Source organism: Microbacterium sp. Nx66, assembly GCF_904066215.1.
GTDB classification, from domain to species: Bacteria; Actinomycetota; Actinomycetes; order Actinomycetales; family Microbacteriaceae; genus Microbacterium; species Microbacterium meiriae.
In genome coordinates this window covers 926,081-952,481 of record NZ_LR880474.1, presented here as the reverse complement: position 1 = coordinate 952,481, position 26,401 = coordinate 926,081, and the positions used below count along the sequence as shown (strand labels likewise).

Below are 26,401 nucleotides of genomic sequence, written 5' to 3'. Positions count from 1 at the left end.
CCAGCTGAGCGCAAGAGGAATTCCCGAGACGACGAGGAGCCCGCTCTCCGGGGAGCGGGCTCTTCGAACCGAGAGGTCAGCGGGCGGCGCGTTCGCGCGCCAGGAGCCTCTCCTTCACGGGCAGGCCCCAGGCGAAGCCGCCGAGAGAGCCGTCCGTGCGGAGCACCCGGTGACAGGGCACGAACAGGGCCGGGGCGTTGCGGGCGCAGATCGACGCGGCGGCCCGCACCGCACGCGGATTGCCGAGCCGGGCCGCGAAGCCCGTGTACGTCAGCGGTTCCCCCGGGGCGATGCCGCGGAGCGCCGCCCATCCGGCGAGCTGCAGGGCGGTGCCGGTCTGCGCGACCGGGACCGCGTCGATCGCCGTGACGTCGCCGGCATAGTACGCGCGGACGGCGCCCGCCGCGTCCGTCTCGGCCTCCCGCACGGCGTCGGGACGGCTTCGGGACGGCAGGCGTCCGAGGATCGCCTCGACGTCGTCGGTCCACCCGGACACGAGCACCCGCTGGCGCTCGTCGGCGAGGATCGTGAAAGGACCGTCGGCGGTGTCGAGGGTCTGGATGAGTGCGGTCATGAGGTCTCCTCGGTGTCGGATTCGTGGCCGCGGGCGGGCCGGGTGGCGGTCTTGCTCCGCGGTCCGGCGGGACGGATCGGGGCGGCACGCCACAGGTGCGCGCTGAGGTAGCTCCGCCACGGCGCGGTGCGCTCCGCCCAGGCGGTGAGGGTCTTCGGTTCGGCCGGGAGACCGGCAGCCGCGGCACCGGCGCGGAGGGCGACGTCACCGGGCAGCAGCACGTCCGGATCGCCGAGCACCCGCATCCGCACGTAGTCGGCGGTCCAGGGACCGATGCCGGGCATCGCCAGCAGGGCCGCGCGCTGCGTGGGGCCGTCGTCGCCGACCGTGAGGGTCAGGCTCCCGTCCGCGAGGGCGGCGGCGGCTCCGGTGACGGCGCGGATGCGGGCGGCGGGCCCCCGCAGCACCTCGGCGCCGTGGGCCGCGATGGCCGACATCGTCGGGAACAGCAGCCCCTCGGGGGTCCGCTCCCCCAGCGCGTCGGTGAGGGCGGTGAGCGCGGTGCGGGCGGCGACGACCGTGATCTGCTGCCCGATCATCGCGCGGATGAGCATCTCGTGCGGATCGGCCGCTCCGGGCACGCGGATACCGGGGGTGCGCGCGATGAGGGGAGCGAGAGGCGGGTGCGCCGCCAGGGCCTCGTCGATCGCCAGGGGGTCGGCGTCGAGGTCGAAGATCCGACGCGCGGTCGCCACCAGCGGCGCGAGGTCGCCGAGCTGCGCGACCCGAGCCCGGAGGTGCAGCCGCTCCGTCTCCTCCTGACGCACCTCGAACCACGCAGGGCCTCCGGGCATCCGGAGGTGTCGGGAGAACGCCGTGGCCGTGGCCTCCTCGACCCCGGTCACCGCCCGCGCCGCCATCCACGCGAAGACGCCGGCCGCATCCAGGGGACCCCGGTACGGCAGGACCAGGTCGATCGTTCCCGGCACGGACGCGGACGGCGTGCGGCGGCGGGCGCGCAGCTCTCCGGGCGTGAGGCCGAACACCTCGCGGATCGTGTCGTTGCACTGGCGGATGCTGTGGAAGCCGGCGGCGAAGGCGACGTCGGCGATGGGCATGTCCGTCCCCACGAGCAGCATGCGGGCGGTGTGGGCGCGATGCGCTCTCGCCAGTGCCAGAGGTCCGGCGCCGAGCTGGGTCGTCAGCAGCCGCGTGAGGTGACGGCTCGAGTAGCCGAGGCGCGCGGCGAGCCCTGGCACGCCCTCGCGCTCGACCACGCCGGACGCGATCAGCCGCATGGCGCGAGCGGCGGTGTCTCCGCGGACGTCCCACGCGGGCGACCCGGGGGCGGCCTCCGGCAGGCAGCGTTTGCATGCGCGGTAGCCCGCCTCGTGCGCCGCGGCACTGGTCGGATAGAAGGTCACGTTCTGCGGCTTGGGGGTGCGGGCGGGGCAGCTCGGACGGCAGTAGATCCCGGTCGAGCGCACGGCGGTGACGAACTGGCCGTCGAAGCGGGTGTCCCGGGCGCTGATGGCTCGGTAACGCTCGTCGAACGCGGTCACGGGGAGGCTCATGTCCTCCACTCTCTCACCCCCGCAGGGCTACGGCTGGCGGAAATCGGACATCGCGGTTTCTTCCCCGAAACCCCGCCGACGCGCCGAGACCCCGGGGTGCAGACGTGCGCACACCGGGGTCTCGACGGAAGACCGGGGTCTCGGTCAGTGGAAGAAGTGACGCTCCCCCGTGAAGAACATCGTGACGCCGGCCTTGCGCGCGGCATCCACGACCTCCTCGTCACGAACGGACCCACCGGGCTGCACGATCGCCGTGACACCCGCGTCGATGAGCACCTGGGCACCGTCCGCGAAGGGGAAGAACGCATCGGACGACGCGACCGATCCGGCGGCACGATCCCCTGCCCGCTCCACCGCGAGGCGGCACGAGTCGACCCGGTTGACCTGGCCCATGCCGACGCCGACCGTCGCATTGTCCTTCGCCAGGACGATCGCGTTCGACTTCACCGCCCGGCAGGCCTTCCACGCGAAGATCAGGTTCTCCATCTCCTCGTCACTCGGACGCTCACCCGACACGAGCTCCCAGTTCTTCGCGACCGAGACGATGTCGTCCGGGAAGCGGTCCGCGTCCTGGAGCAGGAGACCGCCGGACACGAGCCGCACGTCCATGCGCTCCTGCTGCCAGTCCTCGGGGAGCTGCAGCAGGCGCAGGTTCTTCTTCGCCTTGAAGACCTCGAGGGCCGCGGGCTCGAACGACGGCGCCACGATGACCTCGGTGAAGATGTCCTTCAGGTTCTCGGCCATCTTCAGCGTCACGGTGCCGTTCGCGGCGATCACGCCGCCGTACGCCGACACGGGGTCGCACTCGTGCGCACGGAGGTGCGCGCTGGCGATCGGGTCGAGGGCGTTCGGGGCGGTGGTGGCGATCCCGCAGGGGTTCGCGTGCTTGATGATGGCGACGGCGGGCTTGACCATGTCGTAGGCGGCGCGCAGGGCGGCGTCGGCGTCGACGTAGTTGTTGTACGACATCTCCTTGCCCTTCAGCTGCGTGGCCTGGGCGATGCCGTGGCCCCCGGCGCGGGTGTAGATGGCGCCGCGCTGGTGGGAGTTCTCGCCGTAGCGGAGCGTCGCGAGCCGCTCGGCCTGGATCGTCAGATGCGCCGGAAGGTCGCCCGGCTCGTTGAGGGTCCCCTCGGCGAACCACTGCGCGACCGCCGTGTCGTAGGCCGCGGTGTGCGCGAAGGCCCGCGCCGCGAGCTCCCGGCGCTGGGCGAGCGAGGTGCCCCCCTGCTCCACGGCCGCGACGATCGCGGGGTAGGACTGCGGCGACACGACGATCGCGACGTTGGCGTGGTTCTTCGCGGCCGCGCGCACCATGGCGGGGCCGCCGATGTCGATCTGCTCCACCACGTCGTCGCCCTCGGCACCGGAGGCCACGGTCTCCACGAACGGATAGAGGTTGACCACGACGAGCTCGAACGGCGCGATGTCGAGGTCGGCGAGCTGACGCTCGTGGTCCTCCAGGCGCAGGTCGGCGAGCAGGCCGCCGTGCACCTTCGGGTGCAGGGTCTTGACGCGGCCGTCGAGCATCTCGGCGACACCCGTGACCGCGGCCACGTCCGTCACCTCGAAGCCGGCGTCGCGGATGGTGGACGCCGTGGAGCCCGTCGAGACGATCTCGACGCCCGCCTCCGCGAGCGCGGCGGCGAGCACGAGCAGGTCGGTCTTGTCGCTGACCGAGACGAGGGCGCGCCGGATCGGCACCGTGTCGCGATCGCGGTAGAGCGTGGGGTCGTGGCGGGGGCCGGCCATGATGGGCTCCTTCGTGCGGGGGCGTCGGGGGTCAGGGGGCGGAAGTCAGGGCGAGGTCGCCGGTCGCGATGCGCCGGACGACATCGATGAGGAGCCGGCGCTCGACCGGCTTGATGCGCTCGTGCAGGGTGTGCTCGGTGTCGTCGGCCCTGATCGGCACGCGCTCCTGGGCGAGGATGGGGCCGGTGTCGACGCCGTCGTCCACGACGATCACGCTGGCGCCGGTCTCGCGGACCCCGGCGGCGAGGGCGTCGCGGACGCCGTGGGCTCCGGGGAACTCCGGGAGGTACGCGGGGTGGGTGTTGATGATCCGGGGCGCGTAGGCGGCGACGAGCGAGGACGGCAGCAGGCGCATGAGCCCGCTGAGCACCACGAGGTCCGGCGTCCAGACGGCGAGCTGACGACCCAGCTCCTCGCCCCACGCCTCGCGGCTCTCGTGCTCGTGCCACGGCACGGTGAAGCTGGGGATGCCGAACTCCTCGGCGTGGGCCAGCCCGTCGGCTTCGCGGTCCGCCCCGACTACGACGACACGCGCCGGGAAATCGGGGTGACGAGCGGCCTCGAGGAGGGCGCGAAGGTTCGAGCCGGCGCCCGAGATGAGTACGGCGACCGTGAGCACGCGCCCAGTCTACCGGCGTGCCGGCGACGCTCCGACCCGGTCCGCAGAGCGCTAGGGACGCCTAGCGACGGTCGTCGTCGGCGGGGTCCTCGGAGCCGAGCGTGGACATCTCCTCGATCCAGCGGTCCGTGCGCTCTTCCGCGAGCTCGTCGCGGTTGCGCGGGGACAGCAGGAGGATCGCCGCGCCGACGAGCACCTCCGCTCCCAGCGACAACGCGAACGGCAGCACCGCCGGTCCCACGACCTCGAGTCGCCCCGGGCCCATCGAGCCGTTCGCGAAGGCGGCGGCGAGCGCGGCCACACCGGCCGAGACCGCGGCGATCCCGACCGCGATCACCGACCGCTGCAGGAGCCCGAGCGGTGTCCCCTCCCAGACGAGGCGCGAGCGCACGGCCCACCCGGCGAACGCCCCGGCGGCCACCGGGATCAGGATGACGATGAGCATCCACATCGAGGTGTTCTCCGGCAGCAGACCGAAGGCGGGGATGCCGGGGACCACGCCGAGCTGCGTCCCCGCGGGCGACACCGCGGTGCCCGCGCCGACAGCGAACCCGGGGCCGGCGAGCCAGGACGCCGCCCACACCACGAGTGTCGGAAGGTAGGCCAGCTGCCCGAGGGTCAGCACGGTCGCCCCGAGGGCATCGACCCGCGCCGCCTGGAACAGCGCGACGACCTCGCCCCCACGGGTCAGGACCGACAGGGCGACGGCCAACGCGGCAGCCCCCAGCACACCGACGAGCGCGAACGCCGCCCCGCGCACGACCGCGGACGGTACCGGCGCCCAGTCCTCCCTGGCGTCCAGAACGTCGTGGATGCGGTCCAGCACGCCGCCGTCGCCGTCCTCCCACGCCACGCGGACGGCACCGCACACGGCGCCCACGAGGTAGACGGCGGGGGGCAGGAGGATCGCGAGAGCCAGCGGGACTCGTGCGGCGCCCAGCGCGGATGTGAGGGCGACGACCGTCGAGATCACGGTGAACACGACCGTCCCCGACAGGGAACCCAGCACCCACGCGCCGGATCGTGCGGCCCGGGCGCCGGAGCGCGCCGCGAAGAGCAGGGTGAGCAGCAGGAACGCCAGCGGCGTGACCGAGACGACGAACCGCGCGGCGTCTGCGGGAATCGCCAGGGTGACGAGCAGGGCGTCCGGGATCGTGATCTCCAGAGGCACACCGTGCCCGAACTCCCACAGCGTTCCGGTGAGCGGCCACAGCGCCCCCCAGTCCGCGGTGACACCGAACGCGAGCGTCCACAGGAGCGTCAACGGCGCCAGCAGCACCGCCAGCCCGACGGCGGCCGCGATGGCGGCGTCGAGGGCGGCGAGGAGCGCGACGAGGAGGCGTTGCATAGCGCCTTCGAGACTACGACGACTTCCGGTCCGGCCCCCGTGGGCGCGCGCGAGGCGGACGACACGGTAGCGTTTCTCCGGAGGTTTCCCGATGACTACTGCCCCACCCGCCCCGGCGTCCACCGAACCCACCGGTACCCTGGACCGCTTCTTCGAGATCAGCAAGCGCGGATCGACGATCGGCACCGAGATCCGTGGAGGCCTCGTGACGTTCGTCACGATGGCCTACATCGTGATCCTGAACCCGATCATCCTCTCCGGAAAGCCGGACGTCGCCGGCGACATGCTCGACTTCAACGCCGTCGGTGCCGCGACGGCCCTGACCGCCGGCGTCATGACGATCCTCTTCGGTGTCGTCACCCGCCTGCCGTTCGGCTTCGCCGCCGGCCTCGGCATCAACGCCTTCGTCGCGTTCTCCGTCGTCGGCCAGGTCACCTGGCCCGAGGCGATGGCGCTCGTGATGATCAACGGTGTCGTGATCGTGCTCCTCGCCGCCACCGGGCTGCGGAAGGCGATCTTCGACGCCGTGCCCTTCCAGCTGAAGATCGCGATCACGGTCGGCATCGGCCTGTTCATCGCCTTCATCGGCTTCGTGAACTCGGGCTTCGTCACGGCGACCGGCGCCTCGTCGCCGCCCGTCGGCCTCGGTGTCAACGGGTCGGTCGCGACCGTGCCGAGCCTGCTGTTCGTGATCACCCTGCTCCTCACGGGCATCCTCGTCGCGCTCCGCATCAAGGGCGGGATGCTCATCGGCCTCATCGGCGGCACCGTGCTCGCGGTCATCGTCGAGGCCATCTGGCACATCGGCGCCCGCGGCGTCGATGATGAGGGCAATGTCGTGAATCCCGGCGGCTGGGGACTCACCGTCCCGGCACTGAACGGCTCCCCCGTCAGCGTCCCCGACCTGAGCCTCATCGGCGCCGTCGACTTCTCGTTCGACCTCGGCAAGGTCAGCCTCGTCGCCCTCGTGATGATCGTCTTCACGCTCCTCTTCACGAACTTCTTCGACGCCATGGGCACCATGACGGGCCTGGCCAAGGAGGCCAACCTGGCCGACGACAACGGCGACTTCCCGCGCATCAAGTCGGCCCTCGTGGTCGAGGGTGTCGGGGCGATCGCCGGTGGTGCGACCTCGTCGTCCTCCAGCACGGTCTTCATCGAGTCCGGCGCGGGTATCGGCGAGGGTGCCAGGACGGGACTCGCGAACGTCGTGACGGGCATCGTCTTCCTCATCGCGATGTTCCTGACCCCGCTGACCTCGATCGTCCCGACGGAGATCGCCGCCGCGGCGCTCATCATCGTGGGTGCCATGATGATGGCCCAGATCCGGCACATCGACTTCGGCGACTTCCGGGTGCTCCTGCCGGTGTTCCTCACGGTCTCGGTCATGCCGCTGACGTACTCGATCGCCAACGGCATCGGGGCGGGCTTCGTGAGCTGGGTGCTCATCCACGCCTTCTCCGGCAAGGCCAAGACCATCAGCCCGCTGCTGTGGGTGGTCGGCGCCGGCTTCCTGATCTTCTTCGCCCGCGGTCCCATCGAGGCCCTCTTCGGCGTCGGGATCTAGCCCCGCTCCGAGTCGCGCACATGGCCCCATTCCGACACGGAATGGGGCCATGTGCGTGATTCGAGGGAGGTGAGGGTATGACGAAGGCCCCGGGGTGGAGCCCGGGGCCTTCAGATCGAGCGTAGCTCAGATCAGAGCGACTCGATGATCTCGCGCATGAGAGCGGCGGTCTCGGACGGCGTCTTGCCGACCTTGACGCCGGCGGCCTCGAGGGCCTCCTTCTTCGCCTGAGCGGTACCGGCGGAACCGGAGACGATCGCACCGGCGTGCCCCATGGTCTTGCCCTCGGGAGCCGTGAAGCCCGCGACGTAGCCGACGACCGGCTTGGTGACGTTCGCCTTGATGTACTCGGCCGCACGCTCCTCGGCGTCGCCGCCGATCTCGCCGATCATGACGATGGCCTTGGTCTCGGGGTCGGCCTCGAACGCGGCGAGCGCGTCGATGTGCGTGGTGCCGATGACCGGGTCGCCGCCGATGCCGATGGCGGTCGAGAAGCCCAGGTCGCGCAGCTCGAACATCATCTGGTAGGTCAGGGTGCCCGACTTCGACACGAGGCCGATCGGGCCCTTGCCGGTGATGTTCGCGGGCGTGATGCCGACGAGCGCCTCACCGGGGGTGATGATGCCGGGGCAGTTCGGCCCGATGATGCGGGTCTTGTTGCCCTTGCTCTGCGCGTAGGCCCAGGCCTCGGCCGAGTCGCCTACGGGGACGCCCTCGGTGATGACGACGAGCAGCGGGATCTCGGCGTCGATGGCCTCGATCATCGCGTCCTTCGTGAAGGCGCCGGGGACGAAGGCGATCGACACGTCGGCGCCGGTCTCCTTCATGGCCTCGGCGACCGAGGCGAAGACGGGGAGCTCGACGGCGTTGCCGTCCTTGTCCGTGTGCGAGACCGTGGTGCCGGCCTTGCGGGCGTTCACGCCGCCGACGACCTGGGTACCGGCCTTGAGCATGAGCGCGGTGTGCTTGGTGCCCTCGCCGCCGGTGATGCCCTGGACGATGACCTTGGAGTCCTTGTTGAGGTAGATCGACATGTTCTGTTCCTTAAATCCTGTCGAAGCGTCAGGCGTTGGCGAGCTCGGCGGCCTTGTCGGCGCCCTCGTCCATCGTCGCGGCCAGGGTCACGAGCGGGTGCGCGTAGTCGGCGAGGATCGCACGACCCTCGTCCACGCGGTTGCCGTCCAGGCGGACGACGAGCGGCTTGGAGGCCGTGTCGCCCAGCGTCTCCAGGGCACCCTTGATGCCGTTGGCGACGGCGTCGCACGCCGTGATGCCGCCGAACACGTTGACGAACACGCTCTTGACCTGCGGGTCACCGAGGATGACGTCGAGACCGGCGGCCATGACCTCGGCCGAGGCGCCGCCGCCGATGTCGAGGAAGTTGGCGGGCTTCACGCCGTTGTGGTTCTCTCCGGCGTAGGCGACCACGTCGAGCGTCGACATGACCAGACCCGCGCCGTTGCCGATGATGCCGACCTCGCCGTCGAGCTTGACGTAGTTGAGGCCCGACGCCTTGGCCTTGGCCTCGAGCGGGTCGGCGGCGTCCTTGTCCTCGAGCGCCTCGTGCTCGGGGTGGCGGATCTCGGAGGCGTTGTCGTCGAGCGTGACCTTGCCGTCGAGCGCGATGATGTCGCCGTCCTCGGTGCGGACGAGCGGGTTGACCTCGACGAGCGTCGCGTCCTCACCCTTGTAGACGTCGTACAGCTTCACGAACACATCGGAGACCTTCTCGACGAGGTCCTCCGGGAAGTTCGCGGCGCGAGCGATCTCGACCGCCTTCTCCTTGTCGATGCCGGTCAGCGGGTTGACCTCGACGCGGGCGAGGGCCTCGGGCTTCTCGACGGCGAGCTGCTCGATCTCCATGCCGCCCTCGACGGAGCACAGGGAGAGGTAGGAGCGGTTGGCGCGGTCGAGCAGCACGGAGAAGTAGAACTCCTCGGCGATGCGGGCACCCTGCGCGACCATGACGCGCTTGACGACGTGGCCCTTGATGTCGAGCCCGAGGATGGCCTTCGCGGCCTCGTACGCCTCATCGGGGGTCTTGGCGACCTTGACGCCGCCGGCCTTGCCGCGGCCTCCGGTCTTGACCTGGGCCTTGACGACCACGACACCGCCGATCTTCTCGGCAGCCGCCTTCACCTCCTCGGGGGTGTCCGCGACGATGCCGGCGAGGACCGGCACTCCGTACTTCTCGAAAACGTCTCGTGCCTGGTACTCGTACAGATCCACTGTGCTTCCTTCACTGGGCTGCGGTCTGGTCTGGTGATTCTCTCGATGTCGAGACATCGACCAGTCCCCCAGCCTACTACCGCAGGCTGAACGCTCCGACGCCCCGACGCCCTCCCCGACCCGCCGACGCCTCCGGTACGATTCTCGGCGTCGGAGCAAGACGGAGGAGACGACGTGAGCGACCTCACCGGCGCCCAGGCGCAGCGCATCATCCGCGACGAGAAGCTCACCGCGACCGCGAACTGGTTCGGCCCTACAGGCCGACCTCAGTCGTCCGCCTGGATCGAGCGCGAAGGCGAGGAGTGGATCGTCTGGGAGGCCGACGAGCGCGGTGAGCGCTTCCATGCGCCGCTCCGCTTCCGCTCCGAAGCCGAGGCCCTGGACCTCTTCATACGGATCGCTCGGCGGTATCGGGCATCGGACTCGCGCGCGAGTCGGCGAACCCCGGATGCCTCGTGACCACAGCCAGGATCAGCATGGACGGTCGCGCGCCCTCACGGAACCGCCGGTCCTGGAACTGCGTCAGCGGTGCGCTCCCGCGGGGACGCTCGGGCGTGAGCCCCACGGCGGTCTAGGATTTCGCCATGGAGGAATCCGCAGAGCTGCGCACCGGGGGCGTCGTCGCCGCCGCGCTCGAACTCTTCAGCGCCCAGGGGTTCGACCAGACGTCCGTGGAGCAGATCGCCAAGGCCGCCGGCGTCTCCCGGTCGACCTTCTTCCGGCAGTTCGGTGGCAAGGAGGACGTTGTCTTCGCCGATCACGAGGTCCTGCTGGAGCAGCTCCGGGAGTTCCTCGACGAGGGGCACGACGATCCGTGGGGCGCGGTCTGCGCGGCATCGGAGTCCGTGTTCACGCACTTCGCGAACGACCCGGAGCTCGCGCGACGGCGGTACCAGATCGTGCGGGAGGTGCCGGTGCTCCGTGAACGCGAGATCATCACCGTGTTCCGCTACGAGCGGCTGTTCGACGAGTACCTGCGCAGCGCCCTGCCGGGAGTGGATCCGCTGGACGCGGTGGGCTTCGCGGCGCTCGTGACGGCGGTGCACAACCACGTGCTGCGACAGCTCCTGCGCGGACGCAAGAAGGTGCCGCTGTCCACCCTCCAGTCCGCGCTCGCGGATGCGCGTCGACGGTACGGCGTCGGCGAGGACACCGCGGCGGGGGCTCCGGACGACATGGTGGTGGCGGTCTTCCCGCGTTCGATGCCCGTCGCCGAGGTCACGCGGAGGCTGCGCTCCGAGCTCGACTGAGCCCGCCGGAGAGGTCGTGATACCGAGTATCGAGGAGTACGATACCTGGTGTCACGAAGGAGCATCATGAGCACGGAAGCCTCCCCCGTCCCCGGCGAGCGCGTCTCGTCCTACGACATCACCGGACGGCAGGACAGCGACTACTACGCCGTCTTCGCCGACATCCCCGCCGTCGACCGGGAAGCCTGGGACCGCGCGAAGGCGTACGTCGACGAGGTCGCCCCGCAGATGGCCGAGGCCTGGGACCGCGCCGAGTACCCGCTCGACGCCGCCCGCCGGATGGGCGAGATGGACCTCGTCGTCGACGGCGTCGACCATCCCGCGCTCACCCGGCTCTCCCCGCTCGCCGCCGGCCTGGTCAACATGGAGATCTCGCGGGGAGACGGCTCCCTCGGCACGATCCTCGCCGTGCAGGGCGGCCTCGCGCTGCGGACGCTCGCCCTGTTCGGCTCGCCCGCCCAGCAGGACCGCTGGCTCACGGCACTCGCCGACGGCTCGGTACTCGGATCCTTCGCGCTGACCGAGCCCGACCACGGCTCGGACTCCGTCTCGCTGGAGACCGTGGCCCGCCGCGACGGCGACTCCTGGGTGCTCCGCGGCGCCAAGAAGTGGATCGGCAACGGCGCCTCGGGCGGCATCGCCTTCGTCTGGGCACGGGTCGACGACGAGTCCGCTGCCGAGCACGGGGCGGTGCGGTGCTTCCTCGTCGAGCAGGACGCCCCCGGGTACACCGGCACTGTGATCCGCGGGAAGGCCTCACTCCGCGCGATCCACCAGGCGCACATCCGCCTGGACGACGTGCGGGTACCGCTGGACGCGGTGCTGCCGGGGACCAGGAGCTTCAAGGACGCCTCGACCGTGCTCTACGCCACCCGGTCCGGAGTCGCCTGGTCGGCGCTGGGCCACGCGACGGCCTGCTACGAGGCGGCTCTGGCTTACGCGAAGGAGCGTGTGCAGTTCGGCAAGCCGCTCGCGAAGTTCCAGATGGTGCAGGAGCGGCTGACGCACATGCTGGAGGACCTGACGGCGATGCAGCTCTACTGCCGCAGGATGGCAGACCTCGAGCAGGCAGGAGCGCTACGTCCGACCCAGGCCTCGCTCGCCAAGTTCCACAACACCCGGGCGGCCCGGCGGATCGCGGCGACGGCGCGTGACCTCCTGGGAGGCAACGGCATCCTCCTGGAGAACGGCGTCATGCAGCACATGGCCGACATCGAGGCCATCCACACCTACGAGGGCACCGAGTCCGTGCAGGCCCTCCTTCTCGGCCGCGACATCACCGGGATGAGCGCCTTCGCCTAGCCCTTCGAATCGCTCACTTCGCTGGATTCGGCGGCCGGATGCAGCGAAGTGAGCGATTCGAAGCAGAGGAGGCGGTCGCGATCGTCCCAGGGGTCGACGGGGCGGAAGCCGCGGGACGTGTAGAGCCGGATCGCGGCGTCGCGCCACTCCCACACCGACAGCCGCACCGCACCCTCGGCCTCCGCCAGGACGGCGTCGAGCAGCGCGGAACCGACGCCTCGGCCGCGCACGGCGGGGTCAGCCCAGAGCCGCTTGACCTCGGTGTGACCGGCATACGGCAGGGCGATCACCACGCCGGCCGGGGCCCCGTCGATCTCTGCCACGAGCACCCGACCACCGGCGTACGCGGTGGCAGGGTCACGGACCTCCGGCCGGTACCGCTCGGGGAGTTCACCCTCGGGTTCCTCCGGATCACCCAGGACGTCGTGCTTCTCCTGCTCCGTCTGACGGAGGTACGTCGAAACCGCCGTACCGACGAACGCGGAATCCTGTGGCCACTCCGCCTCGCGGACGGAGACGCCGCCGTGCGACGCGGAGGCCGCGGGCATCAGTCGCAGCCGCAGCCGCCGGCGGGGGTCTTCACCATGAAGCAGACGTCGCACACGCCGTAGTCGCGCTCGACGGGCTTCGGCGCCGCGGGGGTGCGCGGCGCCGAAGGGGTGCGCGGCGTCGTGGGACGCTTGGCCTTGACGGGGGCCTGCGGGGCGAACTCGCTCGGGTGCGTGACGTAGAAGTACGGCGCGCGCCCCTCGCTGGGCTGCAGCCGCAGGCGGGTCGAGCCTACGGTGACGACCTCGTCCTCCGTGAATCCGTTGGTGTACGTGCGGCCGATGTGCAGCGCCGCGCCCTCGCGCCGGATCGCCTCGATGTAGCGACCGCGGTCGATCAGAGAGGTCACCCCCGCGGAATCGACGATCTCGGTGATGAACGCATGGTTCACCGGATCGATGCGGTGCGCGCGGAGCGCCTCGGGAAGCGAGCGGTACGGACGGGAGGTGCCGGCGGGGGTCGGGCCCTGGACTTCATTCATCCCTTCCAGGATCGCACGGCGCAACCCCCTCCGCCGACCGCGGACTCGCGTGCGAGACTGGCCGCATGGCACTCGCGACGATCATCGGATCCGGCCCGAACGGCCTCGCCGCCGCCGTCTCCCTCGCCCGCGCCGGCTACCGGGTACGCGTGCTCGAGGCTGCGGACACGGTCGGAGGGGGCCTGCGCACCCGGGAGGCCACCCTCCCCGGCTTCCGTCACGACGTCTGCTCGGCCGTCCACCCTGCAGCCGTCGCCTCGCCCTTCTTCCAAGCGTTCGGGCTCGACGAGCGGATCGAGTGGATCCGCCCCGAGATCTCCTTCGCCCATCCTCTGGACGACGGTCGTGCCGCCATCGCGTGGCGCGACATCGAGCGCACCGCCGCCGACCTCGGCATCGACGGGGACGCCTGGCTGCGCCGGCTCCGCCCCCTCAGCACGCACATCGACGGCGTCACGGACTTCACCGGGAACCAGCTCCTCCGCCTCCCGCAGGACCCGATCACCGCCGTCCGCTACGCCATCCGCATGCTCGACCAGGGCACGCCCCTCGCGCGGGCCGCCTTCCGCACGGAGGAAGCGGCCGCGCTCATGGCCGGAGTGGTCGCGCACGCGAACTCCCCGCAGCCCACGCTCGCCGGCGCCGCGGCGGGTCTGCTGCTGGCCGGGCTCGCCCACGCCGGCGGCTGGCCGTACCCCCGCGGCGGCTCGCAGGTGATCGCGGACGCCCTCATCGCCGATCTCGAGGCCCATGGCGGCACGATCGAGACGGGCGCCCGCGTCACCGACCTCGCGGACCTGGACGGGGGCGACCCCGACCGCGGTGACGTGCTGCTGCTCAACACCTCTCCCCGGCTCGCACTCACCCACCCGGACATCCCGGCCTCGTACGCCCGCGCCCTCCGCGGCTACCGCTACGGCGCCGCGGCGGCGAAGGTCGATTTCGCGCTCGATGGACCCGTCCCGTGGGCGAACGAGCACGTGCGGAGCGCCCCGACCGTGCACGTCGCCGGGACGAGGGAGGAGGTGTGGAACAGCGAGAACGCGGTCGCGGTCGGCCACGTGTCCGAGCGTCCGTACGTGCTGGCGGTCCAACCCTCGCTCTTCGACCCGACCAGAGCGCCCGACGGCAAGGCCGTGCTCTGGGCGTACATCCACGTGCCGAACGGCTCCGACCTCGACCCGACCGAACTCATCACCGCACAGGTCGAGCGCTTCGCGCCGGGATTCCGCGACCGGATCCTCGCCCACCACGCGGTGCCGGCATCCTCCCGCGAGGCGATCAACCCGGCCGAGATCGGCGGCGACATCTCCGGCGGCGTCTTCGACATGCGTCAGGCCCTGCGCCGCCCCGTCCTCTCCCCCACCCCGTGGCGGACGCCGATGCGCGGCGTGTACCTCGCGTCGGCCTCGACGCCGCCCGGCCCCGCGGTCAACGGCATGGCGGGATGGCACGCGGCACACACCGTGCTCCGCGACGCCGGCACGCCCGCGGAACTCGACGACCTGTTCGGCTGACCCGGCCCTTTCCCCCGCTCGCCGCCCGGTCCAGGATGGGTGCATGCGCTACGAGATCCCGGCCCCCATGCTCGCCAAAGCCGTCGCGGCCGTTCCCGACCCCGACAAGACGCCGGGCGGCCTGCTCTACGAGCCGAAGTGGGACGGGTTCCGCGGGCTCATCGCCTGGGACGGCGAGAAGGTCGAGATCGGGTCCCGCGGCGCGAAGCCCCTGACGCGCTACTTCCCGGAGCTCGTCGACGCGATCCCGCAGCTGCTGCCCGTGCCCTGCCTGCTCGACGGCGAGATCGTCGTGGCCACGGGTCCGCACGGCGCGCAGCGTCTGGACTGGGAGGCCCTCAGTCAGCGCATCCACCCGGCGGCCTCCCGGGTCGCGAAGCTCGCCACGGAGACCCCGGCCATGTTCATCGCCTTCGATCTGCTCGCCTCCGGGGAGGACGACCTGCGGGCCCAGTCGTTCGAGACGCGCCGGGCCCGGCTGGAGACACTCATGGAGTCCGTGGAGCACCCGCTGCACCTGACCAGGACCACCCGCGATCGGGACGCGGCCGTCCGCTGGCTCGAGGAGTTCGAGGGCGCGGGGCTCGACGGCGTCGTGGCGAAGCCGCTGGCCCAGCCGTACGCGCCGGGGAAGCGCACCCTGTTCAAGATCAAGCATGCGCGGACCGCCGACGTCGTCGCCCTCGGCTACCGCATCCACAAGTCCGGCACCGGGGTCGGCTCGCTGCTCGTCGGGCTCTACGACGCCGACGGGACCCTGCGCCAGGTCGGCGGCGTCGCGGCGTGGAGTGACGCGAAGCGGAAGCAGCTCGTGGAGGAGCTCGCGCCGCTGGTCGAGCGCGACGAGGACGGCGCCGCCGTGACGGGTGAGGGTGAGCGGTCGCGGTTCAGCGGATCGAAGGACGTGTCGTTCGTTCGCCTGCGCCCCGAGCGGGTGCTGGAGGTGCGGTACGACCAGCTCGAGGGCGCCCGCTTCCGCCACACCGTGCAGTTCGAGCGATGGAGGCCGGACCGGGACGCCCGCTCCTGCACGTACGACCAGCTCGACACCGTCGACGGCTACGACCTCGCCGACGTCCTGAGCTGAGCGCGCTCAGTCGTCGACGGGGTTGCCGTCGGCATCCCAGTTCGCGGCGTTCTTCTTGCTCGGCTGCACGCGCGGCGGCTCTCCCGGCATCTTCGGGAACTCCGGTGGGAAGGGCAACTCCCCGAGGCCGTCCGCCGTGTCGCGCTCCCACCACTCCAGCAGCGTGTCGATGCGCCCGGGCTTCGCCTGCATGTCGGCCCAGGGGTCGCCGACCTCTTCGAGCCGCTGCGGGACGCTCCGGACGGTGAACGTCCTGGGGTCGAGATCGTCGAGCTCGTCCCAGTGCACAGGCGTCGCGACGGTCGCACCGGGGAGGGCGCGCGGACTGTAGGCGCCGGCCATCGTGCGGTCGCGGTTGGCCTGGTTGAAGTCGACGAAGAGGCGCTCGCCCCGCTCTTCCTTCCACCAGTTCGTCGTGACGCGATCCGGCATCCGGCGTTCGAGCTCCCGGCCGGCGGCGATCACGGCGTGCCGCACGTCGAGGAACTCGTGGGTCGGCTCGATCGGGGCGAAGACGTGCAGGCCGCGGTTGCCGCTCGTCTTCGCGTACGCCTCCAGCCCGGCCTCCCGCAACACCTCCCGCAGAGCGTGGGCGGCGGGGACGGCCTCGGCGAACCCGGTGCTCGGCTGGGGATCGAGGTCGATCCGCAGCTCGACCGGGTTGTCGGAGTCGGTCGCCAGCGATGCCCACGGGTGGAAGACGATGGTGTTCATCTGCACCGCCCACACGATCGCGCTCGTGCGGTTCAGGACGATCTGGGGATGGCGGCGGCCGCTGTTGTAGGTGACCGTGACGGCGTCGACGAAGTCCGGAGTGCCCTTCGGCGGGTTCTTCGAGAAGAACCCCTCGGGACGCGGACCGCCGGCAGCGCCGACGCCGTCGCGGAAGCGCTCCAGGGACACCGGGTGGTTGCCGTTCGCCGAGAGGAACGGCACAGACACGAGCTGCACGTACTCGGCGAGCTCCGCCTTGGTGATGCCGAGGTCGGGCCAGACGATCCGATTCGGGCTGGAGAGCGCGACCTCACGCTCTCCGTCGGTGTCGGCGACGGTCAGGGTCACGCGTTCAGAGGCCATGCTCCGACCCTAGGGGGCGGTCACGACGCACGGAACCCCCGGCAGGCCCCCGGTGTACGCGTGCCGTCAGTCCTCGATCCGCACCGCGCGCACGAGCACCGGGGCGAGGGCGTCGCGCTCCACCACCATCGAGGGTCCTGCGGAGTCGATGATGACGCCGGCCATCTCGGAGTGGCTCGTCAGCACCTTCGCGAGCTGGTCAGGCTCGAAGGGCAGCGGGCGGTCGCCGCGGCCCAGCGCGATGACCTCCAGCGGGTGCGAGAAGAGTTGGAGGAAGCGCCGCCCGTCGGCTGTCTGAGCCTCGGCGATGCCGACCTGACCGGTGCCGGATCCGTCGTTCACGGCCACCCACATGCGCGTCGTGGCGAGGGCCTCGCCCACCTTGGCGGGCGAGTCCTGCTCCCGCGGAGCGGCGAGCAGCGACTTCACGGTCATGTCGACGTCGGCCTGCTCGAGCGTCTTCTGCAGGAGCTCAGTGGGGAACACCACACGATGCGGCGCGGACGCGTTGTCGATGATGAGACCCGCGAAGTCGCCGGAGACGACCTGCTGCATGACCGAGGTCGTCGGCTGGGCGACCGCGGACGTGGCGGACGGGTCTGCTTCGAGCTGGACGGAGTCGCGGACGGCGGCCGCCGAGCTGAATGCCAGCATGAACTGCCGCTCTCCGTCACGGACCACGGCGACGGCCAGCGGCTTGCCCTCGCTGATCTGCGCGCGGGCATCACCGCTCACGCGGATGTAGAGGTGGCTCTGCAGAGCCTGGCGGAGCACTCCGAGGAGCTGCTCGTTGGAGGCGCCCGCCTCGATCTGCGCCAGGGACTCGCGCAGGAGGACGTTGTCCTTCATGCCCGCCACGGTCTCGGTCTGCTCGGGCGGGAGCGCAGGAGCGAGCGGGAGCTTCCGCTCGGCAGCCGGCGCCGCGGGCTCCTCCGCCGGGCTCGGCGGCGTCGCTGCGGCAGCGGGCGCCGGTGCCGTCGCGGCATCCGGATCCGGAAGGGCGACCTCGGGTCCGGCTTCGGCGCCGACACCGCGGAACGCCTGGACGGAGATGCCGACGGCGGGCGATGCCTCGGCCGTCGACGCCTCGGACTCCTCGGTCGCCATGCTCGCGTCCTCCTCGGTGTCGGCTGCCGGAGCGGCGGAGGGGGCGGGAGCGACGGCGTCGTCGCCGGACTTCTTGCGGCGGGAGAAGAGGGCCATGGGAGCCAGCCTAACCGTGTCTCCCCGCCCCCTTCGCCGCGACGTCAGAGCTTCTGGATCGGTGCGACCTTGATGAGCAGCTTCTTCTGCCCCGCCGTGTCGAACCGGACGTGGGCGATGCGCTTGGCCCCCTCACCGGTGACGGCGTCGACCCGACCCTCACCGAAATCATCGTGCCGGATGCGGTCACCGGCGGCGAGCTCGAGGTCGCCGTTGTCGCGCATCTTGGCGGTGACGCGGTTGGGGATCTTGTCCATCGCCGTCGAGAGCGGCTTGAGGGAGTCGCGGGGCAGGGCCTTGACGCCGAAGCGGTCGCCGGAGCCCCCGGAGCGGCGGGCGTTCAGCGCCCTGGACTGCATGCCCCCGCGGGAGTTGACGTCGCCCGGGGACTGCCGCCAGTCGATGAGGGAGGCCGGGATCTCCTGCAGGAACCGGCTGGGCATCGCGACCGTCACCTCGCCGAACTGCGCGCGGGTCATCGCCAGGGACAGGTGCAGGCGCTTGCGGGCGCGGGTGATGCCCACGTAGAACAGGCGTCGCTCCTCCTGCGGTCCGCCGGGCTCTCCCGCCGAGATGCGGTGCGGGATGAGGTCCTCCTCGACGCCGGTGACGAAGACCGCGTCGTACTCCAGGCCCTTGGCGGTGTGCATCGTCATGAGCGAGACCGACCCGGACTCGTCGTCGAGGTCGTCCGCATCGGAGACCAGCGCGACCTCGGTGAGGAAGTCGGTGATGGTGCCCTCAGGGTTGTTGCGCGCGAAGTCGCGCGTCACGGCCACGAACTCGTCGAGGTTCTCCACGCGGGCCTCGTCCTGCGGGTCGCGGCTGGCGCGCAGGGCGTCGAGGTACCCGCTCTTGGACAGCAGGAGGCTGAGCCCGTCGGCCACGGAGGTGGGCGGCGGCACCTCCCCCGTCGGCGGGAGCATGATCGCCGTCGCCTCGGCGAGAACCGCATCGAGCTGGGCGATGGCAGCCTGGATCTTCGGGCCCACACCGAGCTGCCCCGGAAGCGACAGGGCATCGCGGAAGGAGATGCCGTGCTCCTCGGCGAAACGGGCGATGGCGGTCTCTGTGACGTCGCCGATGCCGCGCCGTGGCTTGTTGAGGATGCGGCGCACGGCCATCTCATCGGCGGGATTGGCGACCGCCACGAGGTAGGCCAGGGCGTCCTTGATCTCGGCGCGCTCGTAGAACTTGGTGCCGCCCATGATCTTGTACGGCACGGCCGAGCGGATGAAGATCTCCTCCAGCGCGCGGGACTGCGAGTTCGTGCGGTAGAAGACGGCCATCTCCGAGTACGGCATGCCCTTGCGGTGCAGGGCCTCGATCTCGTCGGCGACGAACTGGGCCTCGTCGTGCTGCGAGTAGCCGGTGAAGCCGATGATCCTGTCGCCCTCGCCGCGGTCGCTCCAGAGCTTCTTGTCCTTGCGGTCGAAGTTGTTGCCGATGACGGCGTTCGCCGCGGAGAGGATGTTCTGCGTCGAGCGGTAGTTCTGCTCGAGGAGGACGACCTTCGCCCCCGGGAAGTCGCGCTCGAACTCGCTGATGTTGCGGATGTCCGCGCCGCGGAAGGCGTAGATCGACTGATCCGAGTCGCCGACCACCGTCAGCGACGCCCCGGCCTCACCGGCGCCCGGTGCCGGCTCGGGGTCGGGCTCGAAGATCATCATGCCGTTGGCGGCATACGGCTCCGGTGTCGCGCCGACCCCGGACACCGGACGGGTGAGCTCGTGGATGAGCGCGTACTGCGCGTGGTTGGTGTCCTGGTACTCGTCGACGAGGATGTGGCGGAACCGGCGGCGGTAGGTGTCGGCGACCTGGGGGAACGCCCGGAACAGGTAGACCGTCTGGCCGATGAGGTCGTCGAAGTCGAAGGCGTTGGCCTTCTGGAGCTGCCGCTGGTAGTCGGCGAAGACCTCGACGAAGACGCGTTCGGCCGGGTCGCTCATGTTGGCCTGGCGGGCATAGGCCTCGGCGTCGGAGAGCTCGTTCTTGAGCTTGGAGATGCGCCCCTGGACCGCCGCCGGGGTGAGGCCGTAGGCGTCGGCCTCGTGCTCCTTGACCAGGCGCTTGAGGAGGGCGCGGGAGTCTCCGGAGTCGTAGATGGTGAAGTTCTTCGTGAACCCGAACTGCTGCGCCTCGCGGCGGAGGATCCGGACGCACGCGGAGTGGAACGTGGAGATCCACATGCCGCGCGCGGCGTCCCCGATGAGCCCTTCGACGCGCTCGCGCATCTCGCCAGCGGCCTTGTTGGTGAAGGTGATGGCGAGGATCTGGCTCGGCCACGCCTCCCGGCTGCGCAGGAGCGAGGCGATGCGGCGCGTGAGCACGCTCGTCTTGCCCGATCCGGCGCCGGCGACGATGAGCAGCGCGGGCCCGCGATAGGTGACGGCCTCGAGCTGCTGGGGGTTGAGGCCGGCGAGGAGGTCGTCCTGCGCGGGGGCGCCGGAGGACTGCGGGCCGACGGATCCGGGGACGATGAGAGGGGCTTCGGTCATGACCTCTCGAGTCTAGGCGGCGGCACCGACATCGCGGTCCGCGTCGGGGAGGGATACAGGCGACCGCCCGCACCCCTCCCCCGGTCAGGCGGTGCGCTTCCGACGGCGCAGCGCGAGGACCCCGGTCGTGAGGAGCATCAACGCGAGCGCGGTGGCGGCCACCGGCAGGTCCGCTCCGGTCGCGGCCAGCCCCTCGCCCGCGGCGGTGACGCGCAGGTCAGCCCAGCCGAGGAGCGTCCCATCCGCCGCGTAGACCGCGATGCGGTGCGCGCCCAGCGGCGCGTCCACCGGAACGGTGACCGTGAGGGCACCCGTCGCCGAAAGCGTCCCCGCAGCCAGGCGGACCGGGACGGAGTACATCCAGACCTCCGCCCGCGCTCCCGCGGCATCCGCGCCGACCGTGACGGTGACCCGCTGCCCCGGTCCGGCCACCGCCGGATCGACGGTGACGCCGTGGCGGTTGCCGTCCACGAGCTCCGTGCCGGGAAGCGGCGGGTTCTCCGCACCAGGGTTCTCGCCACCAGGGTTCTCGCCGCCGGGGTTCTCCCCACCGGGGTTCTCGGCGCCTGTGCCGCCCGGCAGCGTGCCGGTGCGCAGCGCCTCCGAGGCGAAGCCATCGGCGAACCACCACACCGGACGCTGTCCGTCGACCGCGAGCGACGCGGGAGCCGTCGCGAAGCCCTCGTTGTTGATGTCGGGCATGCCGGCGGGCCGCGCGTAGTGAGCGATCCCGGGCCGGGCGGTCCCGTTCAAGGTGAGCTCGGCGGAGCGGCCCTGGCAGCCGTCGTCGCACACCGCCCACAGGGTGCCGCGGACGGCATCCCAGTCGAGCGCCATGACACCGGTGAGCCCGGGGGAGATCTCGGAGACGAGCGTGGCCGTGCCGTCCGCGGCGAACGCGAAGGCGTAGACGTGCCCGTTGTCCTCCACCGCGACGAAGAAGAGGCCGTCGCCGTGTCCCGGATGCACGGCCGGGTCGTAGGCGGTCCCGGTGGTGTCGTCGAAGAGCTTTCCGTTCAGCGCACTGTCCGGCACCCACTGCACGGCCTCGATGCCGAGGTTCGCGCCGACCGCCGGGAGCATCGCCGTGAGATCCCATTCCCGCTGCGCCACGAGATCGCCGGCCGCCGCGTCCGGATCGACCTGCAGCAGCACGTTCTGGTTCACACCCTTGGCGCTGTTGTCGCGCTCGGACGCCACGTAGACCAGGCCCCTCCCGTCGACCGTGATGCCTTCGGTGTCCGGCCCTGCGGCGCCCGGGTTCCCGGCGTCCTTGGCGAAGCGCACACGCTTGCCCTCGTCCCAGCCCGCGGCCTTCTCCACCGAGCCGTCCGCGTGGGCCTCGAGCTTCCAGATGCGCCCCTCGCCGTTATCCACGGCCCAGAGGAATGCCCCGTCCGCGGTCTCCTGCACGTCGAGGCCGGAGCTGTCCTCGAGGAACGTCGGCACGTCGTCGAGCACCCGCACTTCGGCCGACCCCGGCCAGGTGCCGACGGCGACCTCGCCCGCGCACACGTTCGGCGCGCCCTTCGTCGGCGTCGCGGTCGCCGCGAAGGCTCCCGTGGTGTCAGGGCAGCGGCCCCAGGAGGTCGCCGCGTGGCCCTCGCCCCAGGCGGTCTCGTCGATGAGCAGCTCACCGTCGAAGAGGCGGACGGCGTCGCCCGCGCCCAGCCCGAAGCCGAGGGCCGAACGCTCGATGACGAAGAAGCCTCCGGCCGGGATCGTCGTGCCGACGGGAACGGTGTAGGCGTGGGCGTCGTCGTCGTCCTTCACGACGACGCCACCGATCTCGAGCGAGGCGCCGGTCGGGTTGACGAGCTCGATCCAGTCGTCCGGCGCGCCGCCGTCCGACTCGACCTCGTTGATCCGCACCGGGTTCCCGCAGGCGTTGCGCTGGCCCTTCGTCGCTGCCGGCGCGTCGACGAACGCGCCCGTCCCGTCGGTGCAGCGTGCCCAGACGCCGTCGGCGTGCGCGGAGTAGACGTGCTCGTCGATCATGAGTCCGTTCGCGTCCCGCAGCGTCACGGTGTCGCCGTTGCCCAGCCCGAAGACGAAGTCGGCGGGCTGATCGAAGACCCGGTATCCGCCCGGAGGCAGCAGCGTCCCCGCCGGCAGCGGCGTCGTCTCCGAGGCGTGTCCGACCGGATCGCCGTCCATGACGGTCCAGCCGGACAGGTCGACCGTGGTGCTGCCGGTGTTCACGACCTCGACCCAGTCGGTCGCGTCCCCGTTGGACTCGATCTCGTTGATCGCGACATCAGGGAGGACGCAGGAGTTCACCGCTCCCGGGGTCGCGTGCGCGACCACGAAAGCGCCGGTACCGTCCGGGCAGCGCGCGAGCGTGGCGGCGGCGAAGTCCCCGTCGATGGCGGCGTGTCCCTCCCAGGGCTGCGTATAGTCGACGAGCGTGCCCGCGGTGTCGAAGAGGCGGATGCGGTCGGCGCTGCCGATGCCGATCGGGTCGCGGAACGCCGCCTCCACGCCGTCGACGAGCCCGATCGTGCCCTCATCGACGACGAGAAACGCTTCTGGTTCGATCGTGGTGCCCGGCAGGAAGCGCCACCGGTGGTCATCGGAGTTGTCGCGGATCTCGTACCCGGAGACATCGAGCGCCTCCGTCCCCGGGTTGTGGAACTCGACCCAGTCGGCCGGCTGCGAGTCGACCTCGTTGATGCGGATCGAGCCCGCGACCGACGCGACCTGGCAGTCGTTGGGCGCGCCCGGTGTCGCCGCCGTGGCATGCGCCCAGTCGCCCGTCCCGTCGGGGCAGCGCGCCCAGACCGCCAGCGGCGCGGTGTTCGCGTAGGCGTAGGAATCGACCTCGACCCCCTCCGGGTCGTGGAGGACGACCTCGTCCCCCTTGCCCAGCCCGAAGGCGAAGTCCACGTCCTTCACCAGGACGAGGAACGCGCCCGGCGCGAGCACCGTCCCGGCCGGTGCCGCGCCGAAGCTGTCGCGCTTCTCGTCCGAGACCCGCCAGCCGGTCAGGTCGACGCTCGCCGAGCCCGCGTTGTAGATCTCGATCCGGTCGGCGAGCCCGGTCGCCGCGTCGTCGTAGACGATCTCGTTGAGGACGAGCCCTGCTTCGGCGGTCGGCGCGGGCTCGCCGGGAGGGATGGCACCGGAGGCGGCGACGGGGGCGGCGATCAGGGCGGCGGCGCTCAGCGCGCACGCCGCCGTGACTGCCGCCACGGAGTGCAGTCGGGGCATGGGGGCTCCTGGAAGATGGCTCGACTGAGCGCAGACGGGTACCCGTCCAGACCACCGCTGCCGCATGGCCGTCCGTCGACCCGTCGGTGGACGGCCGGTGAACGGTCGGTGGCGTCTTCCTCGGCCCTGCCGGTCAGGCGATGCGCGTGCCGGGCGGCAGCCGTCGCGCCGGCGTCCGCGTCCGTGCCCACGCTCCCGCGAACAGCGCCCCGGCGAGCACGACCTGCACCCCGAGCCCCACGAACCAGCTGGGCACGGTCTCGTCGATCACCTGCTCAGCCGTCTGGGAACCGCTCTCCGGATCGCAGTCGTCCCATCGCTGCTCCAGCGGCGAGAGCTGCGCGCTGCGGACACCGAACTTGATCTGCCCGTACAGATCGACCGGGTACCCGCTCGTGTTGAACTCGGTGGGGGTCGCGTCGGCGAGCACGACGAACGGGTTGGCGGCGAGCGCCCACCACACGAGGTCGAACCGCGGCGCCTCGTACGTGTAGCTGTCCCAGCTCTCGCAGTCCACGTTGCCGTTGCTGTCGTAGGGGCGGCTGTAGGTGGTCGCCTCGCTGCGCACGGCCAGGCCGCCGAGTGCGAAGACGATGATCGTGCCGATGACGAGCGCCGACACCACGAGGTAGGTGGACGCGACGGAGAACAGCGGCCGGGCGATGAGGCCGCTCAGCCCCACGCCGATCGCGGCGACGATGATGATCTCGGCGGCGAGGACGAGCAGCGCCACGAACAGCACGATCGGATCGGTTCCACCCGCCAGCAGCGACGCCGCGAGGAACGGAACGGCCACCAGCAGGAACGCGCCGCCCGTCGCGATCGCCGCGAGGAGCTTTCCCAGCATGATGTCGCCGGTCGACGCCGCGGTGACCTGGATCGGCGCGAGCGTGGCCGCCTCCCGGTCGCCGTTGATGGCGTTGCCGCTGAGCGTCGGCGAGACGAGCACGACGAGCAGCAGGACCACGTTGACGACGATGGACGACACGCCGGCCCCGACGTCCTCCCCCCAGGAGTACACGGCGAACGACAAGCCGGTGACGCCGAGGAGCACCAGCGCGAAGACGCCGAGGAGCACGTACCAGCCGACGCTCCGCAGCCGCTGGGTCAGTTCGAGGCGCGCGATGACGACGATGTTCGCGAGGCTCATGCTCCCGCCTCCGTTCCGTGGGGTGCCGCAGGCGGCGGGGGTGGGGTCGTCGCCGCGGGCGGCTGCGGGTTCCGGAGCGCGAGGAAGGTGTGCTCCAGGTCGCTCTGCGCGGGCGCGAACTCCGCGACGGGCAGCCCCGCCTCCACGAGGAGACGCAGCGACTGGGCGGCGGCGTCTTCCCCGGGGAAGCCGACGAGGACGGCGCCGCGGTCCACGACGAGGGACTCGGGAGCCAGCCCGAGAGTCGACGCGACCTGCCAGGTGTCCGCGGTCAGGCGTGCGGGGGTCGCGCCGGCGAGCCGCACCCGCCAGGCGCGGACCGCGCTCTGCGCCGGAGCGGCATCCACGACGGCCCCGCCGACGAGGAAGACGGCGTCGTCGACGACCTCTTCCAGCTCGGACAGCACGTGGCTGGAGATGAGGACCGTGCGTCCTTCGGCCGCGAAGCGGCGCAGCAGCACCCGCAGCTGTACGCGGGCCTCGGGGTCGAGACCCGACGCCGGCTCGTCGAGGAGCAGCACCTGCGGGTCGTGAACCAGGGCACGGGCGAGGCCGAGCTTCTGCTTCTGCCCGCGGGAGAGCACCTTCGCCGCCGAATCCGCGAGCTCCCCGAGACCGACCAGGCCGAGGAGGTGCTGCGCCCGCCGTTCCGCGTCCGGGCGATCGATCCCGTAGAGCCGAGCGGTGGTCACGATCGTCTCGCGGGCCGTGAGCGAGGGCCAGGCGCCGAGCGCGTCCGGCATCCACCCCAGCACCCGGCGGGCGGCGAGCGGATCGGCCTCGGGGTCGATGCCGCCGATGCGGATCGAGCCGCTGTCGGGGGCGAGCAGCGAGGCGAGCATCAGGAGCAGGGTCGTCTTGCCCGCCCCATTCGGGCCCACCAGGCCCGTCACCCTTCCCGCCTCTGCGCGCAGCGTGGCCCCTCGCACGGCCTGCACGTCCCCGAACGCTCTACTGACGTCGTCCACCACTATTCCGGTCATGCGGTCAGTCTGGCATCGCCGGGCGCGAGCGCCGGGGACCTCCGGGCTGATGCCCAGCCGCGCCGCCCCGCGGGTGACACAATCGCAGTATGCGCACGATCCTCAACATCATCTGGGTCATCCTCGCGGGCTGGGCGCTCTTCCTCGGCTACGTGCTGGCCGGCCTGCTGCTGTGCATCCCGATCATCACGATCCCGTGGGCCATCGCGTCGTTCCGCATCGCCGCCTACGCCATCTGGCCCTTCGGCCGCGAGGTCGTCAGCAAGCCGACGGCCGGCGTGGGTTCGTTCCTCGGGAACGTGCTCTGGGTCATCCTCGCGGGATGGTGGCTCGCGCTCGGTCACATCGTGTCGGGACTGGCGCTGTGCATCACCATCATCGGCATCCCGATGGGCATCGCCGACTTCAAGATGGTCCCGGTCTCGCTCATGCCACTCGGCAAGGAGATCGTCTCCACCCGTCAGGGCGCGTTCGACCGCACGCTCTAGCGC

At 71.3% G+C, this 26,401-nt stretch carries 22 protein-coding genes; 7 read left to right on the top strand and 15 right to left on the bottom strand.

Going from position 1 to position 26,401, the window contains the following annotated elements; translation table 11 throughout:
• Positions 1 to 76: 76 nt before the first annotated feature.
• From MICNX66_RS04505 to MICNX66_RS04485, 5 genes are all read right to left on the bottom strand, one after another.
• Positions 77 to 574, bottom strand: coding sequence for a methylated-DNA--[protein]-cysteine S-methyltransferase (locus MICNX66_RS04505; RefSeq protein WP_187663465.1), 498 nt, complete (start codon positions 572 to 574; stop codon positions 77 to 79).
• A complete protein-coding gene (locus tag MICNX66_RS04500) occupies positions 571 to 2,088 on the bottom strand; it encodes a DNA-3-methyladenine glycosylase 2 family protein (RefSeq protein ID WP_187663464.1) in 1,518 nt (505 codons plus the stop codon). Before MICNX66_RS04500 ends, MICNX66_RS04505 begins: the two co-directional genes overlap by 4 nt.
• Positions 2,089 to 2,232: 144 nt before the next feature.
• Complete coding sequence (gene purH / locus MICNX66_RS04495) at positions 2,233 to 3,840, bottom strand: bifunctional phosphoribosylaminoimidazolecarboxamide formyltransferase/IMP cyclohydrolase (RefSeq protein ID WP_187663463.1); 1,608 nt, start codon at positions 3,838 to 3,840, stop codon at positions 2,233 to 2,235.
• Between the two features lie 31 nt (positions 3,841 to 3,871).
• Positions 3,872 to 4,459 carry a phosphoribosylglycinamide formyltransferase gene (purN, locus tag MICNX66_RS04490; RefSeq protein ID WP_101847100.1) on the bottom strand — a complete coding sequence of 196 codons (588 nt, stop codon included), beginning with the start codon at positions 4,457 to 4,459 and terminating at the stop codon, positions 3,872 to 3,874.
• Positions 4,460 to 4,520: 61 nt separating this feature from the next.
• Positions 4,521 to 5,807, bottom strand: coding sequence for a cell division protein PerM (locus tag MICNX66_RS04485; protein ID WP_187663462.1), 1,287 nt, complete (start codon positions 5,805 to 5,807; stop codon positions 4,521 to 4,523).
• A 91-nt stretch (positions 5,808 to 5,898) separates the two neighbouring features.
• Between MICNX66_RS04485 and MICNX66_RS04480 the strand changes: the two genes are divergently transcribed.
• Positions 5,899 to 7,374, top strand: a complete 1,476-nt coding sequence (locus tag MICNX66_RS04480; protein WP_187663461.1) for an NCS2 family permease — start codon at positions 5,899 to 5,901, stop codon at positions 7,372 to 7,374.
• 131 nt (positions 7,375 to 7,505) lie between these two features.
• On the opposite strand, the gene sucD is transcribed toward MICNX66_RS04480, so the two are convergent.
• Positions 7,506 to 8,408 carry a succinate--CoA ligase subunit alpha gene (gene sucD, locus MICNX66_RS04475; protein ID WP_187663460.1) on the bottom strand — a complete coding sequence of 301 codons (903 nt, stop codon included), beginning with the start codon at positions 8,406 to 8,408 and terminating at the stop codon, positions 7,506 to 7,508.
• Positions 8,409 to 8,436: 28 nt separating this feature from the next.
• Positions 8,437 to 9,603 carry an ADP-forming succinate--CoA ligase subunit beta gene (gene sucC / locus MICNX66_RS04470; protein ID WP_025103777.1) on the bottom strand — a complete coding sequence of 389 codons (1,167 nt, stop codon included), beginning with the start codon at positions 9,601 to 9,603 and terminating at the stop codon, positions 8,437 to 8,439.
• A 174-nt stretch (positions 9,604 to 9,777) separates the two neighbouring features.
• On the opposite strand from sucC, the gene MICNX66_RS04465 reads away from it, so the two are divergent.
• From MICNX66_RS04465 to MICNX66_RS04455, 3 genes are all read left to right on the top strand, one after another.
• Positions 9,778 to 10,062 carry a hypothetical protein gene (locus MICNX66_RS04465; RefSeq protein ID WP_187663459.1) on the top strand — a complete coding sequence of 95 codons (285 nt, stop codon included), beginning with the start codon at positions 9,778 to 9,780 and terminating at the stop codon, positions 10,060 to 10,062.
• A gap of 125 nt (positions 10,063 to 10,187) precedes the next feature.
• Complete coding sequence (locus tag MICNX66_RS04460; protein WP_187663458.1) at positions 10,188 to 10,853, top strand: TetR/AcrR family transcriptional regulator; 666 nt, start codon at positions 10,188 to 10,190, stop codon at positions 10,851 to 10,853.
• Positions 10,854 to 10,919: 66 nt separating this feature from the next.
• Entirely contained in the window at positions 10,920 to 12,155 is a 1,236-nt protein-coding gene (locus MICNX66_RS04455) for an acyl-CoA dehydrogenase family protein (protein ID WP_187663457.1), read from the top strand.
• On the opposite strand, the gene MICNX66_RS04450 is transcribed toward MICNX66_RS04455, so the two are convergent.
• On the bottom strand, positions 12,152 to 12,703 hold the full coding sequence (locus MICNX66_RS04450; RefSeq protein ID WP_187663456.1) for a GNAT family N-acetyltransferase: 552 nt from the start codon (positions 12,701 to 12,703) through the stop codon (positions 12,152 to 12,154). The genes MICNX66_RS04455 and MICNX66_RS04450 overlap by 4 nt on opposite strands.
• Entirely contained in the window at positions 12,703 to 13,185 is a 483-nt protein-coding gene (locus MICNX66_RS04445) for a hypothetical protein (protein WP_187663455.1), read from the bottom strand. Before MICNX66_RS04445 ends, MICNX66_RS04450 begins: the two co-directional genes overlap by 1 nt.
• A 65-nt stretch (positions 13,186 to 13,250) precedes the next feature.
• Between MICNX66_RS04445 and MICNX66_RS04440 the strand changes: the two genes are divergently transcribed.
• Positions 13,251 to 14,702 carry a phytoene desaturase family protein gene (locus MICNX66_RS04440; RefSeq protein ID WP_187663454.1) on the top strand — a complete coding sequence of 484 codons (1,452 nt, stop codon included), beginning with the start codon at positions 13,251 to 13,253 and terminating at the stop codon, positions 14,700 to 14,702.
• Positions 14,703 to 14,745: 43 nt separating this feature from the next.
• Positions 14,746 to 15,789, top strand: a complete 1,044-nt coding sequence (locus MICNX66_RS04435) for an ATP-dependent DNA ligase (RefSeq protein WP_187663453.1) — start codon at positions 14,746 to 14,748, stop codon at positions 15,787 to 15,789.
• A gap of 6 nt (positions 15,790 to 15,795) precedes the next feature.
• Here the strand turns inward: MICNX66_RS04435 and MICNX66_RS04430 are convergent, their stop codons facing one another.
• From MICNX66_RS04430 to MICNX66_RS04405, 6 genes are all read right to left on the bottom strand, one after another.
• Positions 15,796 to 16,866 (bottom strand): DNA polymerase domain-containing protein, encoded by a 1,071-nt coding sequence (locus MICNX66_RS04430; protein WP_187663452.1) that lies wholly within the window; start codon positions 16,864 to 16,866, stop codon positions 15,796 to 15,798.
• Positions 16,867 to 16,932: 66 nt separating this feature from the next.
• Positions 16,933 to 18,069, bottom strand: coding sequence for an SseB family protein (locus tag MICNX66_RS04425; protein ID WP_187663451.1), 1,137 nt, complete (start codon positions 18,067 to 18,069; stop codon positions 16,933 to 16,935).
• A 44-nt stretch (positions 18,070 to 18,113) separates the two neighbouring features.
• Positions 18,114 to 20,567: an ATP-dependent helicase gene (locus MICNX66_RS04420; protein WP_187663450.1), complete on the bottom strand. Its 2,454-nt coding sequence runs from the start codon at positions 20,565 to 20,567 to the stop codon at positions 18,114 to 18,116.
• A gap of 84 nt (positions 20,568 to 20,651) precedes the next feature.
• Positions 20,652 to 23,777 (bottom strand): lamin tail domain-containing protein, encoded by a 3,126-nt coding sequence (locus MICNX66_RS04415; protein ID WP_187663449.1) that lies wholly within the window; start codon positions 23,775 to 23,777, stop codon positions 20,652 to 20,654.
• A gap of 133 nt (positions 23,778 to 23,910) precedes the next feature.
• The gene (locus MICNX66_RS04410; protein WP_187663448.1) at positions 23,911 to 24,927 is read right to left on the bottom strand and encodes an ABC transporter permease; all 1,017 of its coding nucleotides are present in this window, start codon (positions 24,925 to 24,927) and stop codon (positions 23,911 to 23,913) included.
• Positions 24,924 to 25,910, bottom strand: coding sequence for an ABC transporter ATP-binding protein (locus tag MICNX66_RS04405; protein WP_187663447.1), 987 nt, complete (start codon positions 25,908 to 25,910; stop codon positions 24,924 to 24,926). Before MICNX66_RS04405 ends, MICNX66_RS04410 begins: the two co-directional genes overlap by 4 nt.
• A gap of 89 nt (positions 25,911 to 25,999) precedes the next feature.
• Here MICNX66_RS04405 and MICNX66_RS04400 point away from each other — a divergent pair, with 89 nt between their 5' ends.
• Positions 26,000 to 26,398, top strand: coding sequence for a YccF domain-containing protein (locus MICNX66_RS04400; RefSeq protein WP_060922036.1), 399 nt, complete (start codon positions 26,000 to 26,002; stop codon positions 26,396 to 26,398).
• Positions 26,399 to 26,401 lie beyond the last annotated feature (3 nt).